Raw genomic sequence first — 23,194 nt, forward strand, 5'->3', positions numbered from 1 at the left:
TGTTTTTTATCACGGTTTTACTTTTTACAACTTTTTACAATTAAATACATTATTTAGACAATTTATTTGGCGATTGATGAATAATTGAATAAACTTTATATAGGAAGGAAAATACTATGAAATTTATTAAACTATTTGTCATGTTAGGTTTTGTCTTGTCTAGTTTATTTAGCTATGCCACGACAATTCTACCAAGTTCACAAGTTTCACAAATTAACGTCCGTTCAGAATTGTCTTCACCTATTATTATGGCAGGAAGTGAAGAAACCAATTATTTAAAAGTTTCATTAACTGGTGAAAAAGCGAACTCTAATAAACATGTGCCGATCAATTTAGCGCTTGTTATTGATAAATCAGGTTCAATGCAAGGCGATCGCATAGTAAAAGCGAGAGAAGCTGCTATTTTTGCGGTTAATATGCTAAATGAAGAAGATACCTTATCTATTGTTACTTATGATTATGATGCGAAAGTTATTGTTCCAGCAACTAAAGTAAAGAATAAAGAACAAATTATTAAACTAATCAATAAAAATTTAGTTGCAGGTGGAGGAACAGCCTTATTTGCAGGATTGAGTAAGGGAATAAAACAAGTTGAAAGCCAACTTACGAAAGATAAAGTTAATCGTATTATTTTGTTATCTGATGGTCAAGCCAATATAGGTCCTAGTTCAGTAGCTGAACTTTCTCAATTAGCTATTATTGCAGCTAAAAAGAATATTGCTATTACCACAATGGGGATAGGTTCTGATTATAATGAAATATTAATGTCATCTATCGCAAGTTATAGTGATGGTAATCATGTATTTGTTAATAATACTTTTGATCTTGAAAAAATGTTTGTTCACGAGTTTACTGACGTGATGTCCACGGTTGCTCAAAATGTTGTGATTACTATCCAACTGAAAGATGGCGTTAAACCAGTGCGTTTACTTGGTCGAGATGGTGTAATCAAAGGTAATCAAGTTACGATTAAAATGAATCAATTGTTTTCAAATCAAGAAAAATATGTACTGTTAGAAGTCATCCCTGAGGAAGGAAAAGTTGGCCAAAGTAAAACGTTAGCTCAAATTGATTTATCATATGACAATTTATTGAGAAATAAAGCTGAACACGAAACTCAATTTGTAAGCGTAGCGTATACCGATGATAAAAAGTTGGTCAAGGATTCAATGATTCAAGAAGTTTTAGCTGAATCAGAGATCCAGAAGGTAACCATTGAGAATGAAAAAGCCTTAGAGTATCACAATCTAGGTAGGTTCCAAGAAGCAGAAGATATTCTTATGGAAAATAGTAAAAAACTTAGCTCAATTTCAAATTCAGTATCCTCAGAAGAGGCAAAAGAAAGATTAAGAGGCCAAATTGAAAAAAATAATATTATGGCTGATGCTGCTAAAGCTGATAAAGACGTTTTCAACAAAATTTCAGCTGAAAAGCAGTTTGAGTCAAAAAGCAATGTAATTAAGAAATAATTATGAAAAGATTAGCAACGATTTTATCTTTAATGATGTTAATAGCGTTTATAAGCTATTTAGGTTGGCGAAGTGTAGAACACGAAGTGTTATTACGAGAAAGCAACCAAATCTTACTCGCCAAAAGCCGTATAAATAATATCAAGTTATCGATTGAATCGTTGCTAAATCAGCGTCTATCTTATTTGAGTAGTTTGACACTTCAAATTAATGACGACAACGATAAAGCGGAAGATTTATTAGGATCAGAAACTGATATTAAAAATATTTTTATCATCAATAAAAATAAAATTTTATTTGTAAGTGATGTGTATGATTCGCAATGGCATAAGATAGTAGAATCCATCGCTTTAGATAATTCTGTTTTATTCAATCAACAAGATCATACTGAACAGTTTCAACCAAGTTCTGGTTGGTATCAAATGTATAACCACTTAATTTACTGGTCAATTCAATCGGATAATATTATTGGTTTTGAGCTTTCTAACATCAAGCTTTCTTTTGATATGATCAATTTATTAGATAAGCAAGCTTTTGATGATAATTTTAAATTATCCGATGGCGATAAACAGATTTATACCAATGGTGAAAAATCTGATAATGAAATTTTGATATCGCTTGACTATCCTTTACAAAATTGGCATTTAACCTATTATTATTTCTCCCCAAATGTTGTTAATTTGTATTTATTAGGTTCTGTTGTTATTGGTCTTTTCATTACCGTAATACTTGGATTGATTTTCTATAGCTATCGAGAATATACTCGAACATTGCGCTTAGCAAAACAGCAGGTTAGTTTTGTCGGGCAAGTTTCCCATGAATTTAAAACACCCCTAACCAATATCACACTATATTCTGAAATGTTGTCAGAGTATCTAGAAGATGAGCCTGCGCCCATTCCTGATTATTTGCATGTAATCAGTGCTGAAAGTAAGAGATTAACTAGGCTAGTTCAAAATGTTTTAAGTTTTAATAAACCACTTAGTGTCAATATAAAACCAGTTAATTTAACCGAGCTAATCAACCAGATATATCATACCTTTAGTCCTATTTTAGAGGCAAAATCGTTACATCTTAATATCACTAATATTGCAAGTGATTGTATTGTTAATACGGATGAAGACAGTGTAATGCAAATTCTCAATAATTTTCTGAGTAATGCTGAAAAATATGCGTCTAAGGGCAAGCAAGTTGATTTATCTTTAACTAAATCGGGAAAACAGGTGATAATTACGGTTCGAGATTATGGTGAGGGCATTGCTAATCATTTATTAAAACAGATTTTTGATCCTTTTTATCGGGTTAGCTCATCCATAACCGAAGGGGTTTCAGGTACTGGAATAGGGTTGACGATTGCCAATCAGTTAGCTAATCAGATCAATGGTGAAATTAAAGTTATGAATCAGAATCCAGGAATTGCGTTTTCACTTATTTTAATGGAGTTAGAAAATGAAGATTTTAATTGCTGAAGACGATAAGCATATTCTTAATGGTATGTCAGATCTTCTAGAAAAAGAAGGTTATACGATTATCAAAGCAAATGATGGTAAAGTTGCACTTGAAATGTTTAATCAACATCAACCCGATTTTATTATTTTAGATATTATGATGCCTGAACTTGACGGTTATTCTGTTTGTCGTGAAATTCGTAAATTAAATGAGGATGTGCCAATTCTATTTTTATCTGCTAAAGATGAAGAGATCGACCGAGTAATTGGATTAGAGCTCGGTGCTGATGATTATATGAATAAGCCATTTGGTATTCATGAACTGAGGGCAAGAATCAAAGCAATAGCCAAACGTTACTTAAAATCAAAATACTCAAATAGCTCTAAAGAAGACTATTTTCAATTTGGTGATTTGAATGTCTATTCTTCCGAATTATATGCAAAAAGAAACGGTCAGGTTATCGAATTAACCTTAAGAGAAATTAAGATTTTAGAGTGTTTATATCAATTTAAAAATCAGGTTGTTACTCGAGATATGCTTTTTGATTATGTTTGGGGATATGATTTTTTACCTAATAGCAGAACGCTCGATCAGCATATTTCAAAACTCAGAAAACAAATAGAAATTAATCCATCCACACCAACTTTAATTAAAACTGTTCATGGGATTGGTTATAAACATTAAATTTAATATAAATTTTATGAAGTTCAATTTTATTTTATGCAAGTAAAATCTTAGATGTAGTAACTCAAACCTGATCTGGCAGTTACCCGTTTTTTATAGGTGTCTATCAGCTATGCTAGGACAAGTCCTACTCAATTGTATCGGATTATTTGGGCAGACCCGCTCAGGCCTATGATGATAAAGGTGAATTGGTTTGGCAGGTGGAGATTGACATCTATGGCAGAATACGGGAAAATTTATTTAACAATAAGTCGTTTATTCCGTTCAGGCAACTGGGGCAGTATGATGATGTAGAAACGGGGCTTTATTATAACCGTTTCCGGTACTATAACCCTGAAACAGGTTCCTATATTAGCAAAGACCCTATTGGACTCGCTGGAAATAACCCGAATTTATACGCTTATACTCACGACTCCAATACGATGGTCGACCCGCTGGGGTTGGATATTTTTGATAGTATTGATTGGGATTTACCAGTAAATACAAGAAATGGTGTAAAAACTAATTTAGATTTAGCATTGGAGGGTAAAGCCCCTTTTATAGTGAAAGATGGGAAATATAGTCAAATTAATTTGCATCATTCCAAGCAAAATGCTAAAGGTTCATTATTTGAACTATCAGCATCAACACATCAAAAATATTATGGAAGTGATGCGCTCCATCCTCATTTACCAAATGCACCCCCTGATAATCCAGTAAATAGAGATTTATTCAATATTGATAGAGAAGCTTATTGGAAGCAAAGGGCAGAAGCAGAAGTTAATGCTCGAAAATTAAAAGTAAAATGTCATTAAAATTTATTTTATATGTTATCAAATAAAGTTATAAACTTTTGTAAAAATAATGGTTGGTGGTTCAATGATGTATCAGAAGAATATTCAAATGTTTTATTAGATTTAAACATTTCATTAGAAACAGATTTTAGTCAATTTTATTTACATGCAGAAGATGGTCCAACTTTTTATTCTAGAGGATATGAATTATATCAAATTTGTTGGTTTTCTATAAATTCTCACTATGATTTAGATATCAAACGAACTCATGAGATACTTAAAATGCCTAAGCAGTATATACCGCTTGACAGCTTTGAAGGTGAAGAAGGTTTTTTTTATAATATAAAAACAGGAGAAATAATAAGCTTTAAATTAGGAGAAGAATTAAGTAATTTGCAACCACAGTGGAATAATTTTAATGAATTTTTAGAATGGTATTTTGAATTAAATTGAAAAGAACAAGCCAACTTTTAAAGTTGGCTTTTTTGTTTTTTAAGCATTGAGCTTATCTAAGAGTTCGAGTTCATCTTTGGGAATAAGCGAGCGAATCAGTTGCAGAATGTTGTAGATATCCCATTTATTGTGTTCCATATAATTCGGATACTAAATTTCTGCCAGTAAAGCCGTTTGCCACTATTACAACTAGAGTTAAGCGTGAAGCCTAAATTCTTATCATCAGGAATAAATTTTAGATATGGTAAAGTTATTAATAATGCTTGAGGTTTAAGGTTTTTTTCAGTTTTTATTCCGAACTCAAACAATACGATAAAATAAGAAAAAAAGAACGCTTGAAAATTCTGACCCTCCCAAATGGCAGCAAGGTGACTGGAATACCAATGGCAGGGCAACGGAATGTTAAAAGCAGTACGCAATCCTCAAGGAAAATGGATCCGTTTTGAATACGACGCGTTAGGTAGAAGAACAGCGAAAATTGCAAATACAAAGATTTATCGCTATCTTTGGGATGGTAATGCAATATTGCATGAGTGGTTTTATGAGAATGAACGGCGTCCTAAGATTATTTCTGACGAGCTGGGAATGCTTATGTTGGAACAACCCGAGCCGGTTGAAAACCTGACTACTTGGGTTTATGAAGAAGGAAGTTTAGTACCCTCTGCAAAGCTATATGAGGGCAAGTCCTACTCGATTGTTTCGGATTATTTGGATCGCCCGGCTCAGGCCTATAATGATAAAGGTGAGCTGGTATGGCAGGTGGAATTTGACATCTATGGCAGAATACGGGAAGATATCTTTAACAATAAGTTATTTATTCCGTTCAGGCAACTGGGGCAGTATGATGATGTTGAAACGGGGCTTTATTATAATCGTTTCCGCTATTATAACCCCCAAACAGGCACCTATATCTCCAAAGACCCCATAGGTCTTGCCGGGAATAACCCTAATCTTTATGCGTATACCTTCGACTCCAATACAACGGTCGACCCGTTTGGGTTGGATATAATAAATGGTGTTCCTCAAAACCCAGGTGTTGTTAGACGTTTTATGTCTAAATCAGAATATAAAGCTTTCAAGAAAAATGGATTTAAGTTTAATCCTATTGATTCTAGGGGTGGAATAAGTGTAACTTCCACAAAAGTAAAACCCAAAAACCCAGATGCTATAAAAAGAAGTACAGGAGCTTTAGGAGCAGATTATTTTGTAGATATTGATACAAAAGGGAAAAATGTGGAGTTAAAAGGGAAAACTAAAGGAGGCGTTATGGATTTATTTAAAAAAATAGAAAAATACTTTTATTTAAGGGAGGAGATAAGAGAATTATTATCTAATTTAGAAATGAATAATAATGCATATTCTGAAAATCAAAAAGATCTCTTATATAGGCTAATGAAAGATTGTCATTTTGAAGCAAAAGTTTTTGAAATCATATTACATATAGATAAAAAAATAGCTATTGATTATATCAAAAAATTTTATTTAGACGGTTCACCAAAAGACAAAGTAAGGTTTAAAGGAAGTTTAGATATAATGTTGGACGACTATAACACAATATTAGGAAAAGATGAATTTGATGAATTAATAAATTCCTTACCAAAATCTACAAAAGACTTTCCTTTTATAAAAGAAGCAATAGAGTTTGTTGAAGATGAATAAAATAAGAAATTATTCTAAAATTAAAATAAAATCTCTGAGAATTTAGTATTTGAAAAATGCACTTGGAGATTTTTATTAGATAAAAAATAAAAAGAGAAAAGCCAACCCTAAAGGTTGGCTTTTTAATTAATAATTCTTCAATTCGTCTAACAATTCCCATTCCGAATTAGGGAGTAAAGATTTAGCAAGCAAAAAGAGGTTGTAAAAGTCTAGGGGAGAATGGCAGAGCGTAAGCCCTTTGCACTGTGTTTCCGCTAAAAGAGCCTTTGCCCGATATTACATAAAGATTTAAGGGAAAAGCCTAAATTTTTATCATTAAGGATGAATTTAAGATAGGGTAAAGTGATTAAGATTTTTTTTAAAATTTGTATTCCGATCCACAAAAATCCGATCAAATATATGGTGCATCGGGTAAGATTCTAAAGGATAAAAATTGGAATTATATTTATGATAAACAGGGAAATCTTATTTTAAAAACTCCGAGAAATTTTAAAAATTCTGCCAATAACCTACCAAAAAATTCATCTTTCTTAAGTGAAAATATAAATTCTAAGAACAATTTTGGGATTGAAGAAAATGAATTTGACCGTAAGGCCGAAATACGGCGATATTCAAAATCTGAACTTAAACAATACGATAAAATAAGAAAAAAAAGAACGCTTGAAAATTCTGCCCCTCCACAATGGCGGCAAGGTTACCGGAAATACCAATGGCAGGGCAACGGAATGTTACAAGCAGTACGCAATCCTCAGGGGAAATGGCTCCGTTTTGAATACGACGCATTAGGTAGAAGAACAGCGAAAATTGTAAATACAAAGATTTATCGTTATCTTTGGGATGGTAATGCAATATTGCATGAGTGGTTTTATGAGAATGAACGGCGTCCAAAGGTTGTTTCTGATGAGCTGGGAATGCTTATGTTGGAACAAACCGAACCGGTCGAAAACCTGACTACTTGGGTTTATGAGTAAGCAAGTTTAGTACCGACTACTAAGCTATGTGAGGACAAGTCCTACTCGATTGTATCGGATTATTTGGGCAGACCGGCTCAGGTCTATGATGATAAAGGTGAATTGGTTTGGCAGGTAGAACTTGACATCTATGGAAGAATACGGGAAAATTTATTTAACAATAAGTCGTTTATTCCGTTCAGGCAACTGGGGCAGTATGAGGATGTTGAAACGGGGCTTTATTATAATCGTTTCCGGTACTATACCCCTCAAACTGGCACCTACATCTCTAAAGACCCTATTGGCCTCGCAGGAAACAACCCCAATCTTTATGCCTATACCTTCGATTCTAACTCCGAGGTCGATCCGTTCGGGTTAATGGCGAAGAAAGGAAACGACGCAATGAGGAAAATGGCTCCAATTGATTTAGGAGAAGGATATATAGAGCTCGGAAAGATGTTTTTAACTATAAAGGATCTTCTGATTTTGAGGTTCATGTTTATAAAACTAAAGGAAAAGAATTAAAAGAATTAGGCATTATGAATTCTGAGGGAGGATGGATAAATAAACATGGACATACTGAAACTCCTAAATTACCTGATTCGGTTAATAATAAATTGAAAAATATGTGTAAATAGAAAGATTAGGTATGTCAAGAATAATAAAAAAAAATAATATTTGGTATTTTGATGATTATTTTGATTATTTAAATAAAAACGAAAAACAAATACCAGAAAATACTAAATATTTTATACTGGATCATGAAAGATATCTTATTAGAGGAGAAAAAACATTATATGATTCTAATTTTAAAAGTTTAAAGTATAGTATTGGTATAGGAAAGAAAAAAGATTTATTAAGTATAATTTTTACCAATGCTTTTAATACAAAAAAATATTGTTTTGAGTTTCAAAATGTAATAGAAATAAAATTAAACTGTGATTTAGATTACTTAAAAAGCTCTTATTTATTGATTCATCAGTTTTCGATCAATAAAGATAATAGTTATAAATATGAATTTATCTTTACTGATAGATCTAAAATAATTCTGAAATTTAAAAATATATCGATTAAAGAAGAAGATATCAGTAATTATGAGTAAAGTATTAGATTAGATAAGTTTTGTATAGTTAACTCATTCAACAATATTAGAAACCAATCCAACTTTAAAGTTGAATTTTTTCTTTTAAGAGTTTAGTTTATCTAACAACTCTAATTCTTCCTTAGGGATAAGAAAGCGGAGGGGTTGGAAGTGTAGAGCATATGTTCGTTTGGGAACCTTGGAAATATGGAAGTTTATTCTAATTAATTTTAATATAAAATTTATGAAAAAGGCTAGTCCTGAAAAAAAGCTTATGTAAAGAAACTTTGTGAGGAAGGTATTGTAAAAGCAAATGAAATTTTAAGCCATCTTAAAGAAGGTGAGTTTTATCAGGAATTATCACGAGGTGCTTTAATCAATATAAAAAATGAATTAAAAGAAATGAGTTTAATTTTGGATAAAAAACAATATGATCCAGCCTATCCAAGATTCATTTTAGATTATCCGAAAACTGATTTAATAGATTACTATGTTAATATATGGTATGAATATTATAAAAAAACATAACAAAAAGCCAACCTTTAGGGTTGGCTTTTCTGTTTTTGTGTTTCAACGGTTCAGCTTGTCCAGTAGTTCCATTTCTTCCTCGGGGATAAGGACCTTAATAAGGTTTGAAATTTTAAATAGTTCAAGCGAGTAGTACTAAAGAAGCTTTACTAAAACTACTCGATTACATAATATTATTAATGATGGAAATATTGCAGAAATAGATGCAAAAAGTATAAGAGAAGAAGGTTTTGATGTAATTTATAACCCTTCAAAAGGTATAGGGTATTCACATGCAACATTGATACATCCTGATAGTGCTGATGGATTTAGTGATGGCAATTTAAAGAATTTGTCAAGTAAATTTAAATGTTCATAGAATTATGAGTATCACAAGAAAAGAAGATAGAATTATATCTTTAAATAAGAAATATATAAATGAGTATTTAAGGATAACTGATATTGTTCAGCAGAACCAGTATTTTTATAAAGCATTAATTATAGAAAATCATTTTTCTTTAGAAATAAAGAATGTAATTAAAGAGTATTAGGAGTGTGTTAGTCTATTTAGTATATCACTTTCAGATGAGTTAGAAGAGAAGTTAAAAGAGTATAATTTTGCATTAGAATATTCAGACATAAAAATTTTTGATATTGAATTAGATAAAAATTACGTTACCTTTTTTTCAAAATATCCTACTCCAAAAGGCTTTTTAGATACATATCCATAAAACAATATAAATAGATTTAAAAAACCTTTTTTTCGTAGAAGAAATGACTTTGAATAGTTCAACCGCTTTGATTGAAGCGGTTTTTTTAATTCCTTTCCGCTCTAAAAGCGGAATAAAAAAGGGGCAAAAAAAGGAGTGGCAAAGCCACGCATTTATAAAAATTGCTTAAATCCCTTTACTGTTCAACATTTCCACCTTTTTACAAACTATCAATTTGTATTTGGCGGTTTGAGAATGTTTTTTTACGTATTTTTGGCGATTTAGCGCTTTTTTGTTTTTTCAGTGTTTTTCGAGCTGTTTTAAATTCTTAATTTTAAAAATTAAGAAGTGTAAAGCTATCTTCCTACTGCTAAGTTATGCGAGGGCAAGTCTTACTCAATTGTATAGGATTATTTGGGCAGACCGATTCAGGCCTATTGTGATAAAGGTGAGCTGGTTTGACAGGTGGAATTTGACATCTATGGCATAATTCGGGAAGATACCTTTAACAATCAGCCGTTTATTCCGTTCAGGCAACTGAGGCAGTACGAAGATAAGGAACTAGACGGGCTTTATTACAATCGGTTTAGGTATTACGACAGTAATACAGGAACTTATATAAGCCAAGATCCGATAAAACTTGAAGGATACAACCCGAATTTTTATGCCTATACCTATAACTCGAACACAATGGTTGACCCGTCAGATTAGATTAAATATTTTACAGAGCTATCTTTAAATAACATGCTTAAATACTAGAAAGAATAAAGAAGTTATCTCCAACAAAAAAAATTTACCTTTCAAACTCAGGATTTTTCTTATAATTACAGGGGGGAATTTATAAATTTACCATGATAGATGAAACTACAGAGGTATTAGAAAACATAGGTGTTAGAGATCAATCAAAGTTAGTAAAATCTGGATAGAATGGGAACTTCTGCATATTTTAAGCAAGAAAAAGTTGGTAAGAATGTCAAAATTAATATTGGACTAGGCAAAAAACTTGATATATTTAATGAAAATATTATATCATTTGATGACGTAAGTATCGATAATATAAGCATAAAAGTAAATAATCATGGTATCTAAAGAGGAAAGTTTAATTTATAATTTATTGACTAATAAAATAGATTTAAAATCATTTTATATGAAATATCCAGTAAATCTGAACGAAAATAGAGATTATTTTTATAGAAAACTATTGGAATCTATTAATTTAAAAGACTTAGATAAGATAGAAGTATATCTGGATATAGAAGAATATTTGCATGATGATGAGTATATTAAAAATAAACTTGATAGAATTTATAAAGAGTTAATAACAAAAGATTGGATATCCTATTCTTTTTTAGAAAGACTATTAGATTCAATAGAAATAAGTGTAAAAAATAAAAAGTATTTTTCAGAAATACTAAATATTAACAAGTTTGATAAGAATGATACTAATAATATAGAGACATTTATGGTCCCCATATGGAAGAAATGTCTTTGGGATCTATACAAAATAGGAATTGATAATGAAACTCTAAATATCATAGAAAAATATTTAGACTCACCTTATGAAGATTTAAATAATACTGCAAAAACATTAATTAAAAAAATTAAAAGTCAGCATTAATTAACCCTATAAATAAATTTGTGCATTTGCTTATATTTGAACTACTGTAATGAGTTAAAAATAATTCCTTGGCAGGGTAGTAAATTCACTGGGAATTTAGATGATTTTATGAAAACCGCAAAAGAGGCATATAAAGATATTGATGCAAAAGTTGTCTTAAAATTTCCAGGAAAAAATGGACGAATTGTACAAAAGAACCTTACTCCATTAGAAGCCTTAGAAGAAATAAAAAAAAGATAAAAAGTAAAAATATTCCTTGTAAATAATATTATGAATAAAATTAATAAAATAGATTCTGGAAGCTATGGGATATGTTTGTTTTCTTTAAACAACTTTTCAAAATATCTCAAAAAAAATAAGATAAAAAGTAAATCATTAATTAACTTTTTTAATAAAAATAAATTGTTAAGTGATGATACTCTTGAAAAGGGAATTATCTTACCTATAAATACAATGTCCTTTAATCAATTTTATTTTGACTTTATAACAGAAAATAAAAAACAAACTTATTTTTCAGCTAATAATTGGACTAAAATAGCTGAAAAAGGAATTTTTAATTTAGAGATAAATGAAAATGAACTTTGGATATGTAGCATGGATGTTCTTAATGCATGGGATATAAATAAATTTACTCAAAACATTTTAGGTTATACTACAAAAAATGGAGTAGAAGGCAAAGAGTCGTTTTATTATGAAGCTCAAAAAATAAATTTTGCTTCAGGAAAATATCTTGTTACGCTACATGGATACAAAAGGATAAAACATAACGAACCTGTAAATGATGATGAAGACTATGGGCTTGGCTTTGAATTAAAGAAAGTAGATGATTTTTCCATTAATTCAGAAATTCCTGAAAATATAAATTTTGAAATTGTTGATTAACAATATTGAAATAAAAGCCAACTCATAAAAGTTGGCTTAGTAAATATTAGGGCAGTATGAGGATGTTGAAACGGGGCTTTATTATAACCGCTTCCGATATTACGACAGTAATACAGGAACTTATATAAGCGAAGACCCCATAAAACTTGAAGGAAACAATCCAAATTTTTATGCAAATGTGTATGATTCGAATACGATGGTTGATCCTCTGGGGTTGGATTTACATCATATTATACCCAATCTGATATTTAAGGAATTTAGAAAAAATTTAGAATGGTAGTTGTTATATACAAAATGTATCTAAAAAAGCACAAGATTTAAATAATATAGAAAAAAATGAAATATAAAAAATTCGATGTTTCTTATGATCCAGTAATTACTGGAATTAATAATGGTGGAGCACAATTAGAATTAAAAGAAAATAAATCTTTCATCTCTAAAGAGGAAAAAAATAAATTTAACAAATATATTGATGAGAATTTAAATAATAGAGACAGAGTTTTTTTAAAAACTTTCAAATCTATTAATGAGGAACAAATATCTTCAATAAAATATTATCCAACGCGAAAAAAAATAAAAAGAACAGATTTTATAAGTTATTTGCCTTATGAATTTGGATTAAATTATATAATTTCAGAAAAGGCTTATGATGTAATTAAAATGTATAAAATCCCATCATTATTAAATAAAATTAATATAGGTATTGAAGGATGGGAAAATGATAAATTTTATTTGATAGGTTTTCCGATGATTCCTGATACCGAAATAGATTTAAAAAAATCCATTTTTTATGACACACAAAGAAATGAAAAAGTTAACTTCAAAAGTTATCAAGATTATAACGAGATAAATTTTAATCTAGTAGCATTGAATCTATTTCTACTTAATAAGTATCATTATGATATTATTAATATACAAGGAAAAGGTATGTTTTTTTCAGAAGACCTAATTTATGCATTAAAAGAAAATAATATTATTGGTTTTGAAATTAGAGAAATTATTTTAGAAAATTAGATAATACATTAATAACTAAATAAAAAAGCCTACTCAATGAGTCGGCTTTTTAAATTTAGAATATTATTCAACTGGTCTAAAAGTTCTCATTCCGAATTAGGGAGTAAGGATTTAACAAGCAAAAAAAGGTTATAAAAATCTAACGTAGAATGGCAGAGCGTAAGCCCTTTACACTCCGTTTCCGCTAAAAGGTCTGTTTACTCGATAATACAAATAGAGTTAAGCATAAAACCTAAATTCTTGTCATCAGGAATCAATAAGATTTGGTAAATTAGTTAAGAATTCTTGAGGATTAATGAGTAAATTTATACCTAAATACGATTTAGAAAAAGCACCAGCTAAAAATTAGTTCCTAAAGCAGGGTTATACAATAAAAAATCTTATAACAAACACTGTAGTTTAAAGGAGTATAAAAGGAATTAATACGGCAAAAATTTATTAGCTAGAGAAATTAGGGAACTTAAAAGAGTATATCCAGATATTCCAAATTCAAAGCTAAAAGAGCTCATAGAGCTTAATAAAGAAGTGTGTCCTGAAGCGTTTAAAAAACCTAAAATAAAATGTAAATAAATATGAACGATGTAGAATTTGTAAATAATATAATTATAGAAGTATTAAAAAATAATTTAGATCATTATAAAGACAATTTAAGTAATTTGGATAATAAACAAGATGAATTACCAGAAGGGGAATGGAAATATGGAGTATCTCTTTATAATAAGTTAGATGTAAAAGACAAAGATAAATTTATATCTTTTTTAAAATTATCAATTACAGATACAATTTCTAATTTATTAGGTATTATTGATGGTGTCAGTTATCTGAAAGGGCAAGAGGAAGATTTCCAATTTTCATATAAAGGAAAAAAACTTAATGGAAATCTACAGGATATATTTTTAGAGGAAATAGAAGATGAAAGTTAATAATTAAATTATAACATTGGAACATGAAACGGGGCTTTATCATAATTAGTTACGATATTATAATTCTGAAACTGGCTTATATATTAGCCAAGACCCGATAAAACTTGAAGGAAACTATTATTTTCATGGTTAAGAATCCTCAATCCTGCTGTTCTCATCAATCCTTTTAATATACTCTTTTAACTTTGTTAACTTAATCTATTTTTTAGATAAAAATAGTTATTAATTTGAGTGTGTATCTGATTTTATGATTCTATTTTCATGTTCAATTAACCATTTTTTTCTTTCTAATCCACCTCCATAGCCAATAAGTTCGCCATTTGTGTCGATTACTCGATGGCAAGGTATAATGATCGCAACTCGGTTATAACCATTTGCGCTGGCTACGGCTCGGATTGCTTGTGGTTTATTAATCTTTTGCGCTTGTTTTTTATAGGTAGTTAATTCACCATAAGGAATTTGCTTTAAGCAATCCCAAACGGTTTGTTGAAATAACGTACCTGGGGTATGTAAGGCAATGGTAAAATCTTTTCTTGTTCCCTTAAAATATTCGGCAATTTGAACTTTAGTTTGTTTAATATGTTCATTTTCACCAAATGTAATCTTCATTTTAAGTAGAGATTGTAGTTGTTCAAATTCGGTTTCTAGCATTCTTCGATCTACAAATTCTAGTAGACAAACTCCTAGACTAGTTGCGCAAACAAACATTGGGCCGAACGGGCAATTAAAATGATGTCTTGTTGATTGCTAGTTGAAGGTGATTTTTTCATGATTTTTTTGTAGGTGTAACCAAATCCACTTAAGGAGTTGTAGCCACTATCCATTGCAGTATTAATTACATTTTTTCCTGATTTCAATTCTTGAAAAGCATTGTTAATTCGATACATTCGTTGATAAGCATGAAAGGTGATCCCATAGTGTTTTTTGAACCATCTGCGAATGATTTCAGGGCTTAATTGATTTTGTCTTAATTGATAATCGGTAATCTTATTTTTAGGAGTATTGCTAATTAATGATATTGCTTTAATTATTTCGTCAGGTGCAGCGTTTTCAGTGGGTCTACATATTTTGCAAGGTCGATAACCCGCATCAAGCGCTGATTTGAATGAAGAGAAAAATTCAACATTTTCAAATTTTGGTTTTCTGGCTCGGCAAGTAGCAATACAAAAAACTGAAGTGGTTTTAACTCCAGCATAGAAAACTCCAACATAACTTTCATCTTTTTCAAGTAACGCTTTGTAATAAATTTCTTTTTGATTAAGCATTTTATATCTTAATTTTTAACTGTTAAATGATGGATCAAGCTTATTAAAAAAAGCATTTGTTTCGCAAAATTGACAACTATTTTTATTTAATCTTTTATTATATTTTTTATCGATATGAAAAAAATAGATTGATAAATTAATCAATATCAATCTAATATTAAAGCGTCACTCAATTACTCATGATTTATATAATCAAATTTTCTAATTTATTAAAATCTCTTCTAAAATTTTATAGGTTTTCAGTATTAACTTTAATATTTATTGTTTTACTAGCTTAGGTCTTTAACATTTGGAGAGTACTATGCTTAACTATCTGGATTTTATTATTATTGCTTTAAAGTTATTGGTTGTTTTTATATGTATTGTTTTATTTCTAAAAATAACAGGTAAAACTTCACTGTCGCAAATGTCGAGTATTGATTTTATAGGGAATATGATATTAGGTGGGATTGCCGGTGGGATTATCTATAATCCTAAATTGACCATATATGATTTTATTGTTGTCTTATTGATGTGGACAGCAATCATGTATACCTCTAATTATTTAAAAAAACGAAGCCAAAATGCTAAAGCCTTTATTGTTGGTAATCCAATTATATTAATGGATCATGGAAAATTAAAATTAGATGCTTTCACCTCGATTAATTTAGATTTGGCTAGTTTTGCAGTACTACTCAGAATGAAGAATGTTTTCAACATTCATTGTGTTGAAAAAGCTATTTTGGAGCCTAATGGGCAATTATCAATAGTAAAAAAAGGGGATAAGGACATATCCGTCATTGTATTAGAAAACGAACAACCCGTTGATAATGTTTTAGAGCAACTAGGTAAGGATGAAAAATGGTTAAAATCCGCGTTAGCTGATCAAGGTTATAAAAGTTTTGAAGGGCTTTATTGCGTTGAGTATTATGATCATCATCTTTTTGTTATACCAAATGATGCTATACACTAAGGTTGGGACTTTTTCGATTTTATGGTGATTAACCATATAAATTAGTTATATTTATATGGTTAATCATGTTAAACAAAATTAATTAATCTGCATACAGCGGTGATAAGTTTAGTGATTTAGTTATAAAGTTTTTGACTGAGAGGGATTTCAGCTCATTTTGTATCGACAATGCTTGTTCTTTAGAATCACAACGAGTGAAAACACATGCTCCTGTCCCAGTTAGCCTTGTTGGAGCAAATTGGGACAAATACGATATAAGCTGATCGACTTGAGGATAACGTTCACGCACAATAGGTTCACAATCGTTAGTAAACTTATCAAAAGGAATTGACATTAATTGTTCAATAGTTCGTTTAGGTGTGTCACGCTGTAATTTAGGATCGTTAAATACTTTAACTGTTGAAATTTCAATATTAGGACAACTAACTAAATACCAATATTGAGGAATATCAACTTGTTGAAACTGATCGCCGATACCTTCAGCAAATGCTGAGTGACCATAAATGAAAATAGGCACATCCGCTCCAATTGAACGGCCTATTGTTATTAAAGTTTGTTGCTCAATATTTAAATTCCATAATTGGTTTAAAGCAACAAGAACTGTTGCTGCATTGGAAGACGCACCGCCAAGTCCTCCACCCATTGGGATCATTTTCTCTATAGCAATATCCACACCGAGTTCACTATTATTTGCATAGGATTTTAACCGCTGAGCTGCAATAGTGATTAGATTTTTATCTTCAGGGACTTGTTCAAATTGAGTTAATAATCTTATTTTACCATCATTGCGAACATTAAAAGTCAGTTTGTCGCAAACATCAATAAACTGGAATAATGTCTGTAAATTGTGATAATTGTCTGGACGACGTCCAGTAATGTATAAAAATAAATTTAATTTAGCTGGCGATAACCAATGTTTCATATTCTGTTCCGTTAGTTTAACGTCCAGTTGCTAATTTTTAAGCGAATAAGTTCATCATCATGTGAAAGTTCAATGATGGCTGGTAAATCAACTTTTTTATTTTTGAAAGTATAAGTTGCATAGCTCAAAATCTTTAATGTCCATTTATTGTTATTTTGCATAAAAGATGTTGATGCAAGCCTACCTGAGTTATCTAATTTATCGGTTTGGTTATCATCAGAAAAGCCTTTTAACCAATTATGTAAAGAGTTAAGAGGAATGTTGATGTTAGAAACTTTTTTCATTAATCTTTCAATATTAACATCATTATAATGTCCACCATTTTTATCCACTAATTCGGCATAGTTTGGTTCCGACTTTAGTGTTAAAATATTGGTGCCTACAGGTGTCGTTAATTTGACCTCATAATTATCTTGTGATTGTTGAATAATAAGGAAACGACCATAGTTTTTCGTTTTTGTTCCAGTATGAGCAATACTACCATTAACCTTAAAAGAATTAATTTGTTCAAGTATCTGTTTATGGCTTTGCCATTGTTGCTCGATTGATGCATTAGATTGGTATTTTGTTGTTTGACATGCAGTAATCATTAATGGCAATATAAAAAGTAACGCAAATTTGATTTTTGTCATAAAATAACTCTTAAGTAGTTATGGTCAAAAGTAGGGCATATTATAGCTGATAATTTTGCGAATAAGAAAAAGTAACTGTAATTAACCTTTATTATTTTTTTAGCTATAATATTTAAATTTAGACGCTTTATAAACTATTATAAAAGAATCAATGCAATGTCTATTACAGTATTGGGTGTAAACCATAAAAGTGCGTCAGTCGCTTTAAGAGAAAAAATTGCTTTTTCTAATGAGATTATTGATAAGGCATTATACAGTCTATATCAGCATCCTTTAATTACTGGGTGCGTCATTTTATCAACTTGTAATCGCACAGAAATTTACTTAAGTTATGAGGATGAGGCAGATTTTTTTCGAGTAAAGCAATCTGTTGAAAATTGGTTAGGACAATTTCATCACGTTGATTTGGATGTTTTTAATAAGTCACTATATTGCTATGAAGGCCAGAAAGCTGTCGAACATCTTATGTCTGTTGCTTGTGGTATTGATTCGTTAATTATTGGTGAGCCTCAAATTCTTGGTCAAGTAAAACAAGCTTATAATTTTGCTCAGCAAAATAATTGTTTGTCAGTTCAACTCGAAAAACTTTTTCAATCTATTTTTCATGTAGCCAAAATTGTTCGAACAGAAACTAATATTGGAGCAAATACTGCTTCGGTAGCTTACGCGGCGTGCTTAGTTGCGCGTGATCTTTTCTCTGATGTGTCTGAGTTAAGTGTAATGCTAGTGGGAGCAGGTGAGACCATTGAGCTTATTTCTCGCTACTTAAAGCCTCATGGATTCAAACATGTTATTGTTGCTAATCGAACAAGAGATAAAGCGCTAAAATTAGCATCTATTATTGATGCTGAGATCATCTCTTTACCCGATATTGCTAATCGACTCAAAGAGGTTGATATTGTCATTAGTTCAACTGCTAGTCCTTTACCTATTATTGGCAAAGGGATGGTTGAACGGACACTACATGAACGAAATAATAATCCAATGTTATTTATCGATTTAGCCGTTCCTCGTGATGTTGAGTCAGAAATTAGTCAACTCGAAAATGTTTATCTTTATACTGTTGATGATCTGCAACAAACCGTTCAGAACAATCTAGAACAACGGATTATTGCCGCCAATGAAGCTGAATATATTATTCATGAGCAAGCTGAGTTGTATATCGATTGGCTAAAAACCAGACATGCTGTTGAATATGTAAAGCAATATCGCCATAATGCACAAGTTATTAAGCGTGAATTAGAATTAAAAGCGTTAAAAGCAATTAAACAAGGTGCCAATATTGATGATGTATTTTTTGAGTTTTCACATAAATTGACTAATAAATTGATTCATGCACCAACACAAACTTTGCTTGAAGCGGCAACACATGATTGTGATGATTGTTTTAAAATATTAAGTAAAGGATTAGGCTTAAAAGAGCTTTAATAGTTGTTGATCTTCATAGGAAGAGATAGATTGGATCAAATTGAATTTTTTGACATACAAAGCCCATGTAGACGAGTATGTGAGACAGATAAGCAAGGTTATTGCATCAAATGCTTTCGTTCCAGGGAGGAAAGATTCAATTGGTTAAAATTTTCAGATGTTCAAAAACAAGAAATTTTGCGATTATGTAAGCAAAGGGCATTAAGACGCCGCTATCAATTATTACAACAACAAAATAATAATCAAATAAATACTGCACAAATCGATTTCACTTTCTAATAAAAAATAGCCATTCTTATATATCTTGTATTCAATCTAAACTCGGAGTAGCATTTTTATTCAGGTTAAGTCAATTTATTTTAATTACCTGCAAATTAATTGGAATTTAAAATATGAAAATGTGTATTGCTTGTGGTATGCCAATGACAGCTATTGCTGATTATCCTTTACATGATTTGTCGAAAAACTACTGTAAACATTGCGCTCATTCAGATGGTTCAATGAAAACCTTTGATGAAAAATGGCAAGAAGTTACTCTTAAATATTCAAATAACCATAATGTTGATTATTTAGTGGCAAAAGAGACCGCTTATACTATTTTAAAAAAATTACCTGCTTGGAAACGTAAATGGTAGTAGAAATTTTAGGCAACTAACTGTGTTTATAATAATATCTGTTGCAGATATCACAAAGCTTAGTATAATTGCCAACGTTTACTTATTTACACTTCAGATGCCAGTGTGGCGAAATTGGTAGACGCAGCGGATTCAAAATCCGCCGCCCTTAAAAGCGTGTCGGTTCGAGTCCGACCACTGGCACCAATAATAGATCATATTTCAATTGCTCACCCAAATCCTAAAAAATTAATACTAAATAAAGTTATTATTATCATCAAAATTTTTCCAAGTTCTCCGAAGTAAGCCTGTTTAATCATTAATTTGGTAATAGGAGTAAAATATGGCAGAAAAAATAAATGTTAGAAAATTGACAATTTTCATTTCAACACTCTACTGTTCTTTAATATTTTCTTCATCATTATTTGCTTTTCAAAAAGGATCAACCGAAGACTTTCTTGGTCATGAAGTTGGGATTACATATCATACTGCCGATCAAGCCGTTAGTAGTAAAGAATACTTGCCTATTTATCCTCAAGAAGGTACGCCTGAATTTGAAGCAGATAAGATTGCCTATTTACATGGTTATAATCTTAAAGATACTGATCGCTGGAAACAAGCAACAAAGGATGCTGATTTGCATACGGCAAATGTAGCTGAAATTTTTTCTGAACCTTTAGGTATTACAATATCACCCGAAACAACACCCATTTTATATAAAATGTTTGGTGATTTATTGGTTGATTCTGCTGATAATGCCACTAAAACGGCTAAAGAGTTTTATATGCGAAAACGTCCTTTTGTCTATTTTGGTAATCACTCTTGCCAGCCTGTTGATGAAGAAGAACGATTACGTCAAAATGGTTCATTTCCATCAGGTCATACCGCTTATGGTTGGACATTAGCTTTAGTTCTAGCTCAAATTTCACCTTCACATGCTGAAGCGTTAATCAAACGAGGCTATGAATTTGGTCAAAGCAGAATGATTTGTGGGGCCCATTGGCAGACCGACGTAAATGCCGGTAGAATGGTTGGGGCAGTGGAGTACTCAAAATTACAAACTATCCCACAGTTTCAAGAAGATCTTCGCAAAGCAATTGACGAAGTTAATCATCAATATAGTTTATTAAAAAATTGATAGGCCATTTTGGAAAATTAAAAAGGCAGTATTACTGCCTTTTTAAAATATAAAGATTAATCTAATTAAGATTTCAATGCATCTAAAACAAGTTTAAAAACATTTGAATGGCCTTTACGGCTTGGATAATAGATATAAAATGGCTCATAGGTAATTGAATAGTCGCTTAATAATTCTATAAGTCTTCCAGTTGCTAATTCATTTTTTACATCAGGATAACCAATCCAACAAATACCTAAGCCATCAAGTATCGCCTGTTTTCTTAAATGATTATTGATGGAGAAGTGAGTAGAGGGGTGATATTGAATAATATTACCACTATTAGTAAATTCCCAAATTGTTTCCATTCCATGTTGGCTTGAAACTTTTTTGCCAATTAAAAGATGTTGATCTAAATCACTTATCTGTTTAGGCTCTTTTCTCTGCTTTAGATAATCAGGACTAGCAACTAGGACCATTCGCAAAGGATCTGATATTTTTACAGCAACCATTTCTTTAGCAAGGTCATTCCCAATTCTACAACCCATATCAAAACCATCTTTAACGATATCGACTAGATTATTGTCACATTCAATTTCAATCTTAATTTGTGGATAGCGTAAGGAAAATTGACTTAATTTAGGATATATAAAGTTTTCAATCGCAATATTTGATGCGTTGATCCTAATTGTACCTGATGGTGTATCTAAATAATCACCAAGTGCGTTAACTTCTTCATTTATTTGTTTAAATAGAGGCGCTAGTTGTTTATAAAGTTGTTCACCAGCTTCAGTTAATGAAAGACTTCGTGTTGTACGATTAAATAGCCTGAGATTTAATCGAGTTTCTAAATTCCTCATACTATGGCTTAATGCGGATGAGGAAACTCCCAAAGATTTAGCTGCTCCAATAAAGCTTTTTGCTTCAGCGATAGTAATAAAGTAATTGAGTTCGTTATAGTTATGCATAATATATAATATTAATGAATTTAATTCATGATACTATAAATGAATACCCTGTTTATCTCAATAAAAGTTATCTCTAAAATAAAATTATTAAAATTGAGCTTTTATCAATTTATTAAATTATTTGAATGATTCTGACATACTGAGGAGTTATTGTATGGATTATATAAAATTAGGTACTTCTGATATTGAGGTCTCCAGGTTTTGCTTAGGATGTATGAGTTTTGGTGATCCTGCCAGTAAAATGCATGACTGGACACTTAATCCCGACCAAAGTGAAGCCATCATTAAACATGCTTTAGATCTAGGTATTAATTTTATTGATACAGCTAATACTTATTCAAGTGGAACTAGCGAGGAATATGTTGGAAGAGCATTGAAACGAAATATCGCTAGAGATAAAGTCGTTTTGGCCACTAAAGTCTATTTTAACGAAGGACACCTCTCTAAAACAGCTATTGAAAGAGAAATTGATGGATCGCTCAAACGATTGGGTACCGATTACGTCGATTTATACATAATTCATCGTTTTGATTATAGTACACCGATTGAAGAGACCATGGCGGCATTACATCATTTGGTCGAGATAGGTAAAGTCCGAGCATTAGGTGCATCGGCAATGTATGGTTATCAATTTTATAATATGCAGCTGGCAGCTAAGCAAAATGGTTGGACTCAATTTGTTTCAATGCAAAATCACTATAATTTATTATATCGGGAAGATGAAAGAGAGTTAATTCCGATCTGTAAGCAATTCCATGTTTCATTAACTCCTTATAGCCCATTAGCGGCTGGTAGACTTTCACGATTAGAATGGAAAACCGATACGTTGCGAAGTAAAACTGATAAAGTTGCTATTGCCAAATATGATAGTACGCAACAAATAGATAGAGAAATTGTTGTAAGAGTAAATGATATCGCACAAAAATATGGTGTAACCATGACGCAAGTTGCGCTAGCATGGCAATTTGCTAAAGGCGTTGCATCACCTATCATTGGTGCAACCAAAACGCAATATTTGGATGATGCAGTCGGCGCGTTAAAAGTTTCATTAACTAAAGATGATATTGCTTATCTTGAGGAACTTTATATCCCCCATGTTATTATGGGAGCAATCTAAAAGTATT

The 23,194-nt window shown here is 31.0% G+C and carries 27 protein-coding genes, 1 tRNA gene and 1 pseudogene; 24 read left to right on the plus strand and 5 right to left on the minus strand.

All coding sequences use genetic code 11. The annotated features are described in order from the left end of the window. Positions 1–116 precede the first annotated feature (116 nt). The 17 genes and pseudogenes from J3U23_RS04425 to J3U23_RS04505 all read left to right on the plus strand — a co-directional run bounded on the left by J3U23_RS04425 (position 117) and on the right by J3U23_RS04505 (position 14,172). Positions 117–1,469: a vWA domain-containing protein gene (locus J3U23_RS04425; protein WP_267338609.1), complete on the plus strand. Its 1,353-nt coding sequence runs from the start codon at positions 117–119 to the stop codon at positions 1,467–1,469. A gap of 2 nt (positions 1,470–1,471) precedes the next feature. After that, complete coding sequence (locus J3U23_RS04430; RefSeq protein ID WP_267338610.1) at positions 1,472–2,938, plus strand: sensor histidine kinase; 1,467 nt, start codon at positions 1,472–1,474, stop codon at positions 2,936–2,938. Further along, the gene (locus tag J3U23_RS04435) at positions 2,919–3,602 is read left to right on the plus strand and encodes a response regulator transcription factor (protein WP_267338611.1); all 684 of its coding nucleotides are present in this window, start codon (positions 2,919–2,921) and stop codon (positions 3,600–3,602) included. The genes J3U23_RS04430 and J3U23_RS04435 overlap by 20 nt, the downstream gene beginning before the upstream one ends. 149 nt (positions 3,603–3,751) lie before the next feature. Continuing rightward, positions 3,752–4,396 (plus strand): RHS repeat domain-containing protein, encoded by a 645-nt coding sequence (locus tag J3U23_RS04440; RefSeq protein WP_267338613.1) that lies wholly within the window; start codon positions 3,752–3,754, stop codon positions 4,394–4,396. A 12-nt stretch (positions 4,397–4,408) separates the two neighbouring features. Then, complete coding sequence (locus J3U23_RS04445; protein ID WP_065734842.1) at positions 4,409–4,828, plus strand: hypothetical protein; 420 nt, start codon at positions 4,409–4,411, stop codon at positions 4,826–4,828. Between the two features lie 399 nt (positions 4,829–5,227). After that, complete coding sequence (locus J3U23_RS04450; protein ID WP_267338614.1) at positions 5,228–6,487, plus strand: RHS repeat domain-containing protein; 1,260 nt, start codon at positions 5,228–5,230, stop codon at positions 6,485–6,487. Between the two features lie 365 nt (positions 6,488–6,852). Continuing rightward, on the plus strand, positions 6,853–7,458 hold the full coding sequence (locus tag J3U23_RS04455; protein WP_267338615.1) for an RHS repeat domain-containing protein: 606 nt from the start codon (positions 6,853–6,855) through the stop codon (positions 7,456–7,458). Positions 7,459–7,521: 63 nt separating this feature from the next. Next, the gene (locus tag J3U23_RS04460) at positions 7,522–7,962 is read left to right on the plus strand and encodes an RHS repeat-associated core domain-containing protein (RefSeq protein ID WP_324169985.1); all 441 of its coding nucleotides are present in this window, start codon (positions 7,522–7,524) and stop codon (positions 7,960–7,962) included. A 124-nt stretch (positions 7,963–8,086) separates the two neighbouring features. Continuing rightward, positions 8,087–8,539 carry a hypothetical protein gene (locus J3U23_RS04465; protein ID WP_267338617.1) on the plus strand — a complete coding sequence of 151 codons (453 nt, stop codon included), beginning with the start codon at positions 8,087–8,089 and terminating at the stop codon, positions 8,537–8,539. Positions 8,540–10,200: 1,661 nt separating this feature from the next. Next, complete coding sequence (locus J3U23_RS04470) at positions 10,201–10,446, plus strand: RHS repeat-associated core domain-containing protein (RefSeq protein ID WP_267338618.1); 246 nt, start codon at positions 10,201–10,203, stop codon at positions 10,444–10,446. Between the two features lie 216 nt (positions 10,447–10,662). Continuing rightward, positions 10,663–10,824 (plus strand): hypothetical protein, encoded by a 162-nt coding sequence (locus J3U23_RS04475; RefSeq protein WP_267330332.1) that lies wholly within the window; start codon positions 10,663–10,665, stop codon positions 10,822–10,824. Further along, a complete protein-coding gene (locus J3U23_RS04480; protein WP_267338619.1) occupies positions 10,814–11,353 on the plus strand; it encodes a hypothetical protein in 540 nt (179 codons plus the stop codon). Before J3U23_RS04475 ends, J3U23_RS04480 begins: the two co-directional genes overlap by 11 nt. 108 nt (positions 11,354–11,461) lie before the next feature. Beyond that, on the plus strand, positions 11,462–11,593 hold the full coding sequence (locus J3U23_RS04485) for a hypothetical protein (RefSeq protein ID WP_267338620.1): 132 nt from the start codon (positions 11,462–11,464) through the stop codon (positions 11,591–11,593). A gap of 30 nt (positions 11,594–11,623) precedes the next feature. Continuing rightward, positions 11,624–12,235, plus strand: coding sequence for a hypothetical protein (locus tag J3U23_RS04490; protein WP_267338621.1), 612 nt, complete (start codon positions 11,624–11,626; stop codon positions 12,233–12,235). A gap of 49 nt (positions 12,236–12,284) precedes the next feature. Beyond that, positions 12,285–12,458: pseudogene (locus J3U23_RS04495) on the plus strand (RHS repeat-associated core domain-containing protein); the annotation flags it as partial. Positions 12,459–12,571: 113 nt separating this feature from the next. Further along, positions 12,572–13,249 (plus strand): hypothetical protein, encoded by a 678-nt coding sequence (locus tag J3U23_RS04500; RefSeq protein ID WP_267330335.1) that lies wholly within the window; start codon positions 12,572–12,574, stop codon positions 13,247–13,249. A gap of 572 nt (positions 13,250–13,821) precedes the next feature. Further along, complete coding sequence (locus J3U23_RS04505) at positions 13,822–14,172, plus strand: hypothetical protein (RefSeq protein WP_267330336.1); 351 nt, start codon at positions 13,822–13,824, stop codon at positions 14,170–14,172. A gap of 222 nt (positions 14,173–14,394) precedes the next feature. On the opposite strand, the gene J3U23_RS04510 is transcribed toward J3U23_RS04505, so the two are convergent. Continuing rightward, positions 14,395–14,880, minus strand: a complete 486-nt coding sequence (locus tag J3U23_RS04510) for a methylated-DNA--[protein]-cysteine S-methyltransferase (protein ID WP_267338623.1) — start codon at positions 14,878–14,880, stop codon at positions 14,395–14,397. After that, positions 14,856–15,437 carry a bifunctional transcriptional activator/DNA repair enzyme AdaA gene (locus tag J3U23_RS04515; RefSeq protein ID WP_267338624.1) on the minus strand — a complete coding sequence of 194 codons (582 nt, stop codon included), beginning with the start codon at positions 15,435–15,437 and terminating at the stop codon, positions 14,856–14,858. Before J3U23_RS04515 ends, J3U23_RS04510 begins: the two co-directional genes overlap by 25 nt. 301 nt (positions 15,438–15,738) lie before the next feature. Here J3U23_RS04515 and J3U23_RS04520 point away from each other — a divergent pair, with 301 nt between their 5' ends. Continuing rightward, positions 15,739–16,389, plus strand: a complete 651-nt coding sequence (locus J3U23_RS04520; RefSeq protein ID WP_081299555.1) for a DUF421 domain-containing protein — start codon at positions 15,739–15,741, stop codon at positions 16,387–16,389. A gap of 82 nt (positions 16,390–16,471) precedes the next feature. On the opposite strand, the gene ispE is transcribed toward J3U23_RS04520, so the two are convergent. Beyond that, positions 16,472–17,311 carry a 4-(cytidine 5'-diphospho)-2-C-methyl-D-erythritol kinase gene (gene ispE, locus J3U23_RS04525; RefSeq protein ID WP_267336840.1) on the minus strand — a complete coding sequence of 280 codons (840 nt, stop codon included), beginning with the start codon at positions 17,309–17,311 and terminating at the stop codon, positions 16,472–16,474. An 11-nt stretch (positions 17,312–17,322) separates the two neighbouring features. Next, positions 17,323–17,943: a lipoprotein insertase outer membrane protein LolB gene (lolB, locus tag J3U23_RS04530; protein WP_267338625.1), complete on the minus strand. Its 621-nt coding sequence runs from the start codon at positions 17,941–17,943 to the stop codon at positions 17,323–17,325. A 156-nt stretch (positions 17,944–18,099) separates the two neighbouring features. On the opposite strand from lolB, the gene hemA reads away from it, so the two are divergent. From hemA to J3U23_RS04550, 5 genes are all read left to right on the plus strand, one after another. Then, complete coding sequence (gene hemA / locus J3U23_RS04535; RefSeq protein ID WP_267338626.1) at positions 18,100–19,371, plus strand: glutamyl-tRNA reductase; 1,272 nt, start codon at positions 18,100–18,102, stop codon at positions 19,369–19,371. Between the two features lie 30 nt (positions 19,372–19,401). Beyond that, complete coding sequence (locus J3U23_RS12070) at positions 19,402–19,650, plus strand: DUF1289 domain-containing protein (RefSeq protein WP_065563430.1); 249 nt, start codon at positions 19,402–19,404, stop codon at positions 19,648–19,650. Between the two features lie 113 nt (positions 19,651–19,763). Further along, positions 19,764–20,006, plus strand: a complete 243-nt coding sequence (locus J3U23_RS04540; RefSeq protein ID WP_065563429.1) for a zinc ribbon domain-containing protein — start codon at positions 19,764–19,766, stop codon at positions 20,004–20,006. Between the two features lie 99 nt (positions 20,007–20,105). Then, positions 20,106–20,192 (plus strand) — tRNA-Leu (locus J3U23_RS04545). A gap of 136 nt (positions 20,193–20,328) precedes the next feature. Continuing rightward, complete coding sequence (locus J3U23_RS04550; RefSeq protein ID WP_267338627.1) at positions 20,329–21,123, plus strand: acid phosphatase; 795 nt, start codon at positions 20,329–20,331, stop codon at positions 21,121–21,123. 65 nt (positions 21,124–21,188) lie between these two features. Here the strand turns inward: J3U23_RS04550 and J3U23_RS04555 are convergent, their stop codons facing one another. Next, the gene (locus J3U23_RS04555; protein WP_065734148.1) at positions 21,189–22,070 is read right to left on the minus strand and encodes a LysR family transcriptional regulator; all 882 of its coding nucleotides are present in this window, start codon (positions 22,068–22,070) and stop codon (positions 21,189–21,191) included. A gap of 154 nt (positions 22,071–22,224) precedes the next feature. Between J3U23_RS04555 and J3U23_RS04560 the strand changes: the two genes are divergently transcribed. Beyond that, a complete protein-coding gene (locus J3U23_RS04560; RefSeq protein ID WP_065734147.1) occupies positions 22,225–23,187 on the plus strand; it encodes an aldo/keto reductase in 963 nt (320 codons plus the stop codon). Positions 23,188–23,194 lie beyond the last annotated feature (7 nt).

It is taken from the genome of Gilliamella sp. B3367, from assembly GCF_026536825.1.
GTDB classification, from domain to species: domain Bacteria; phylum Pseudomonadota; class Gammaproteobacteria; order Enterobacterales; family Orbaceae; genus Gilliamella; species Gilliamella apicola_E.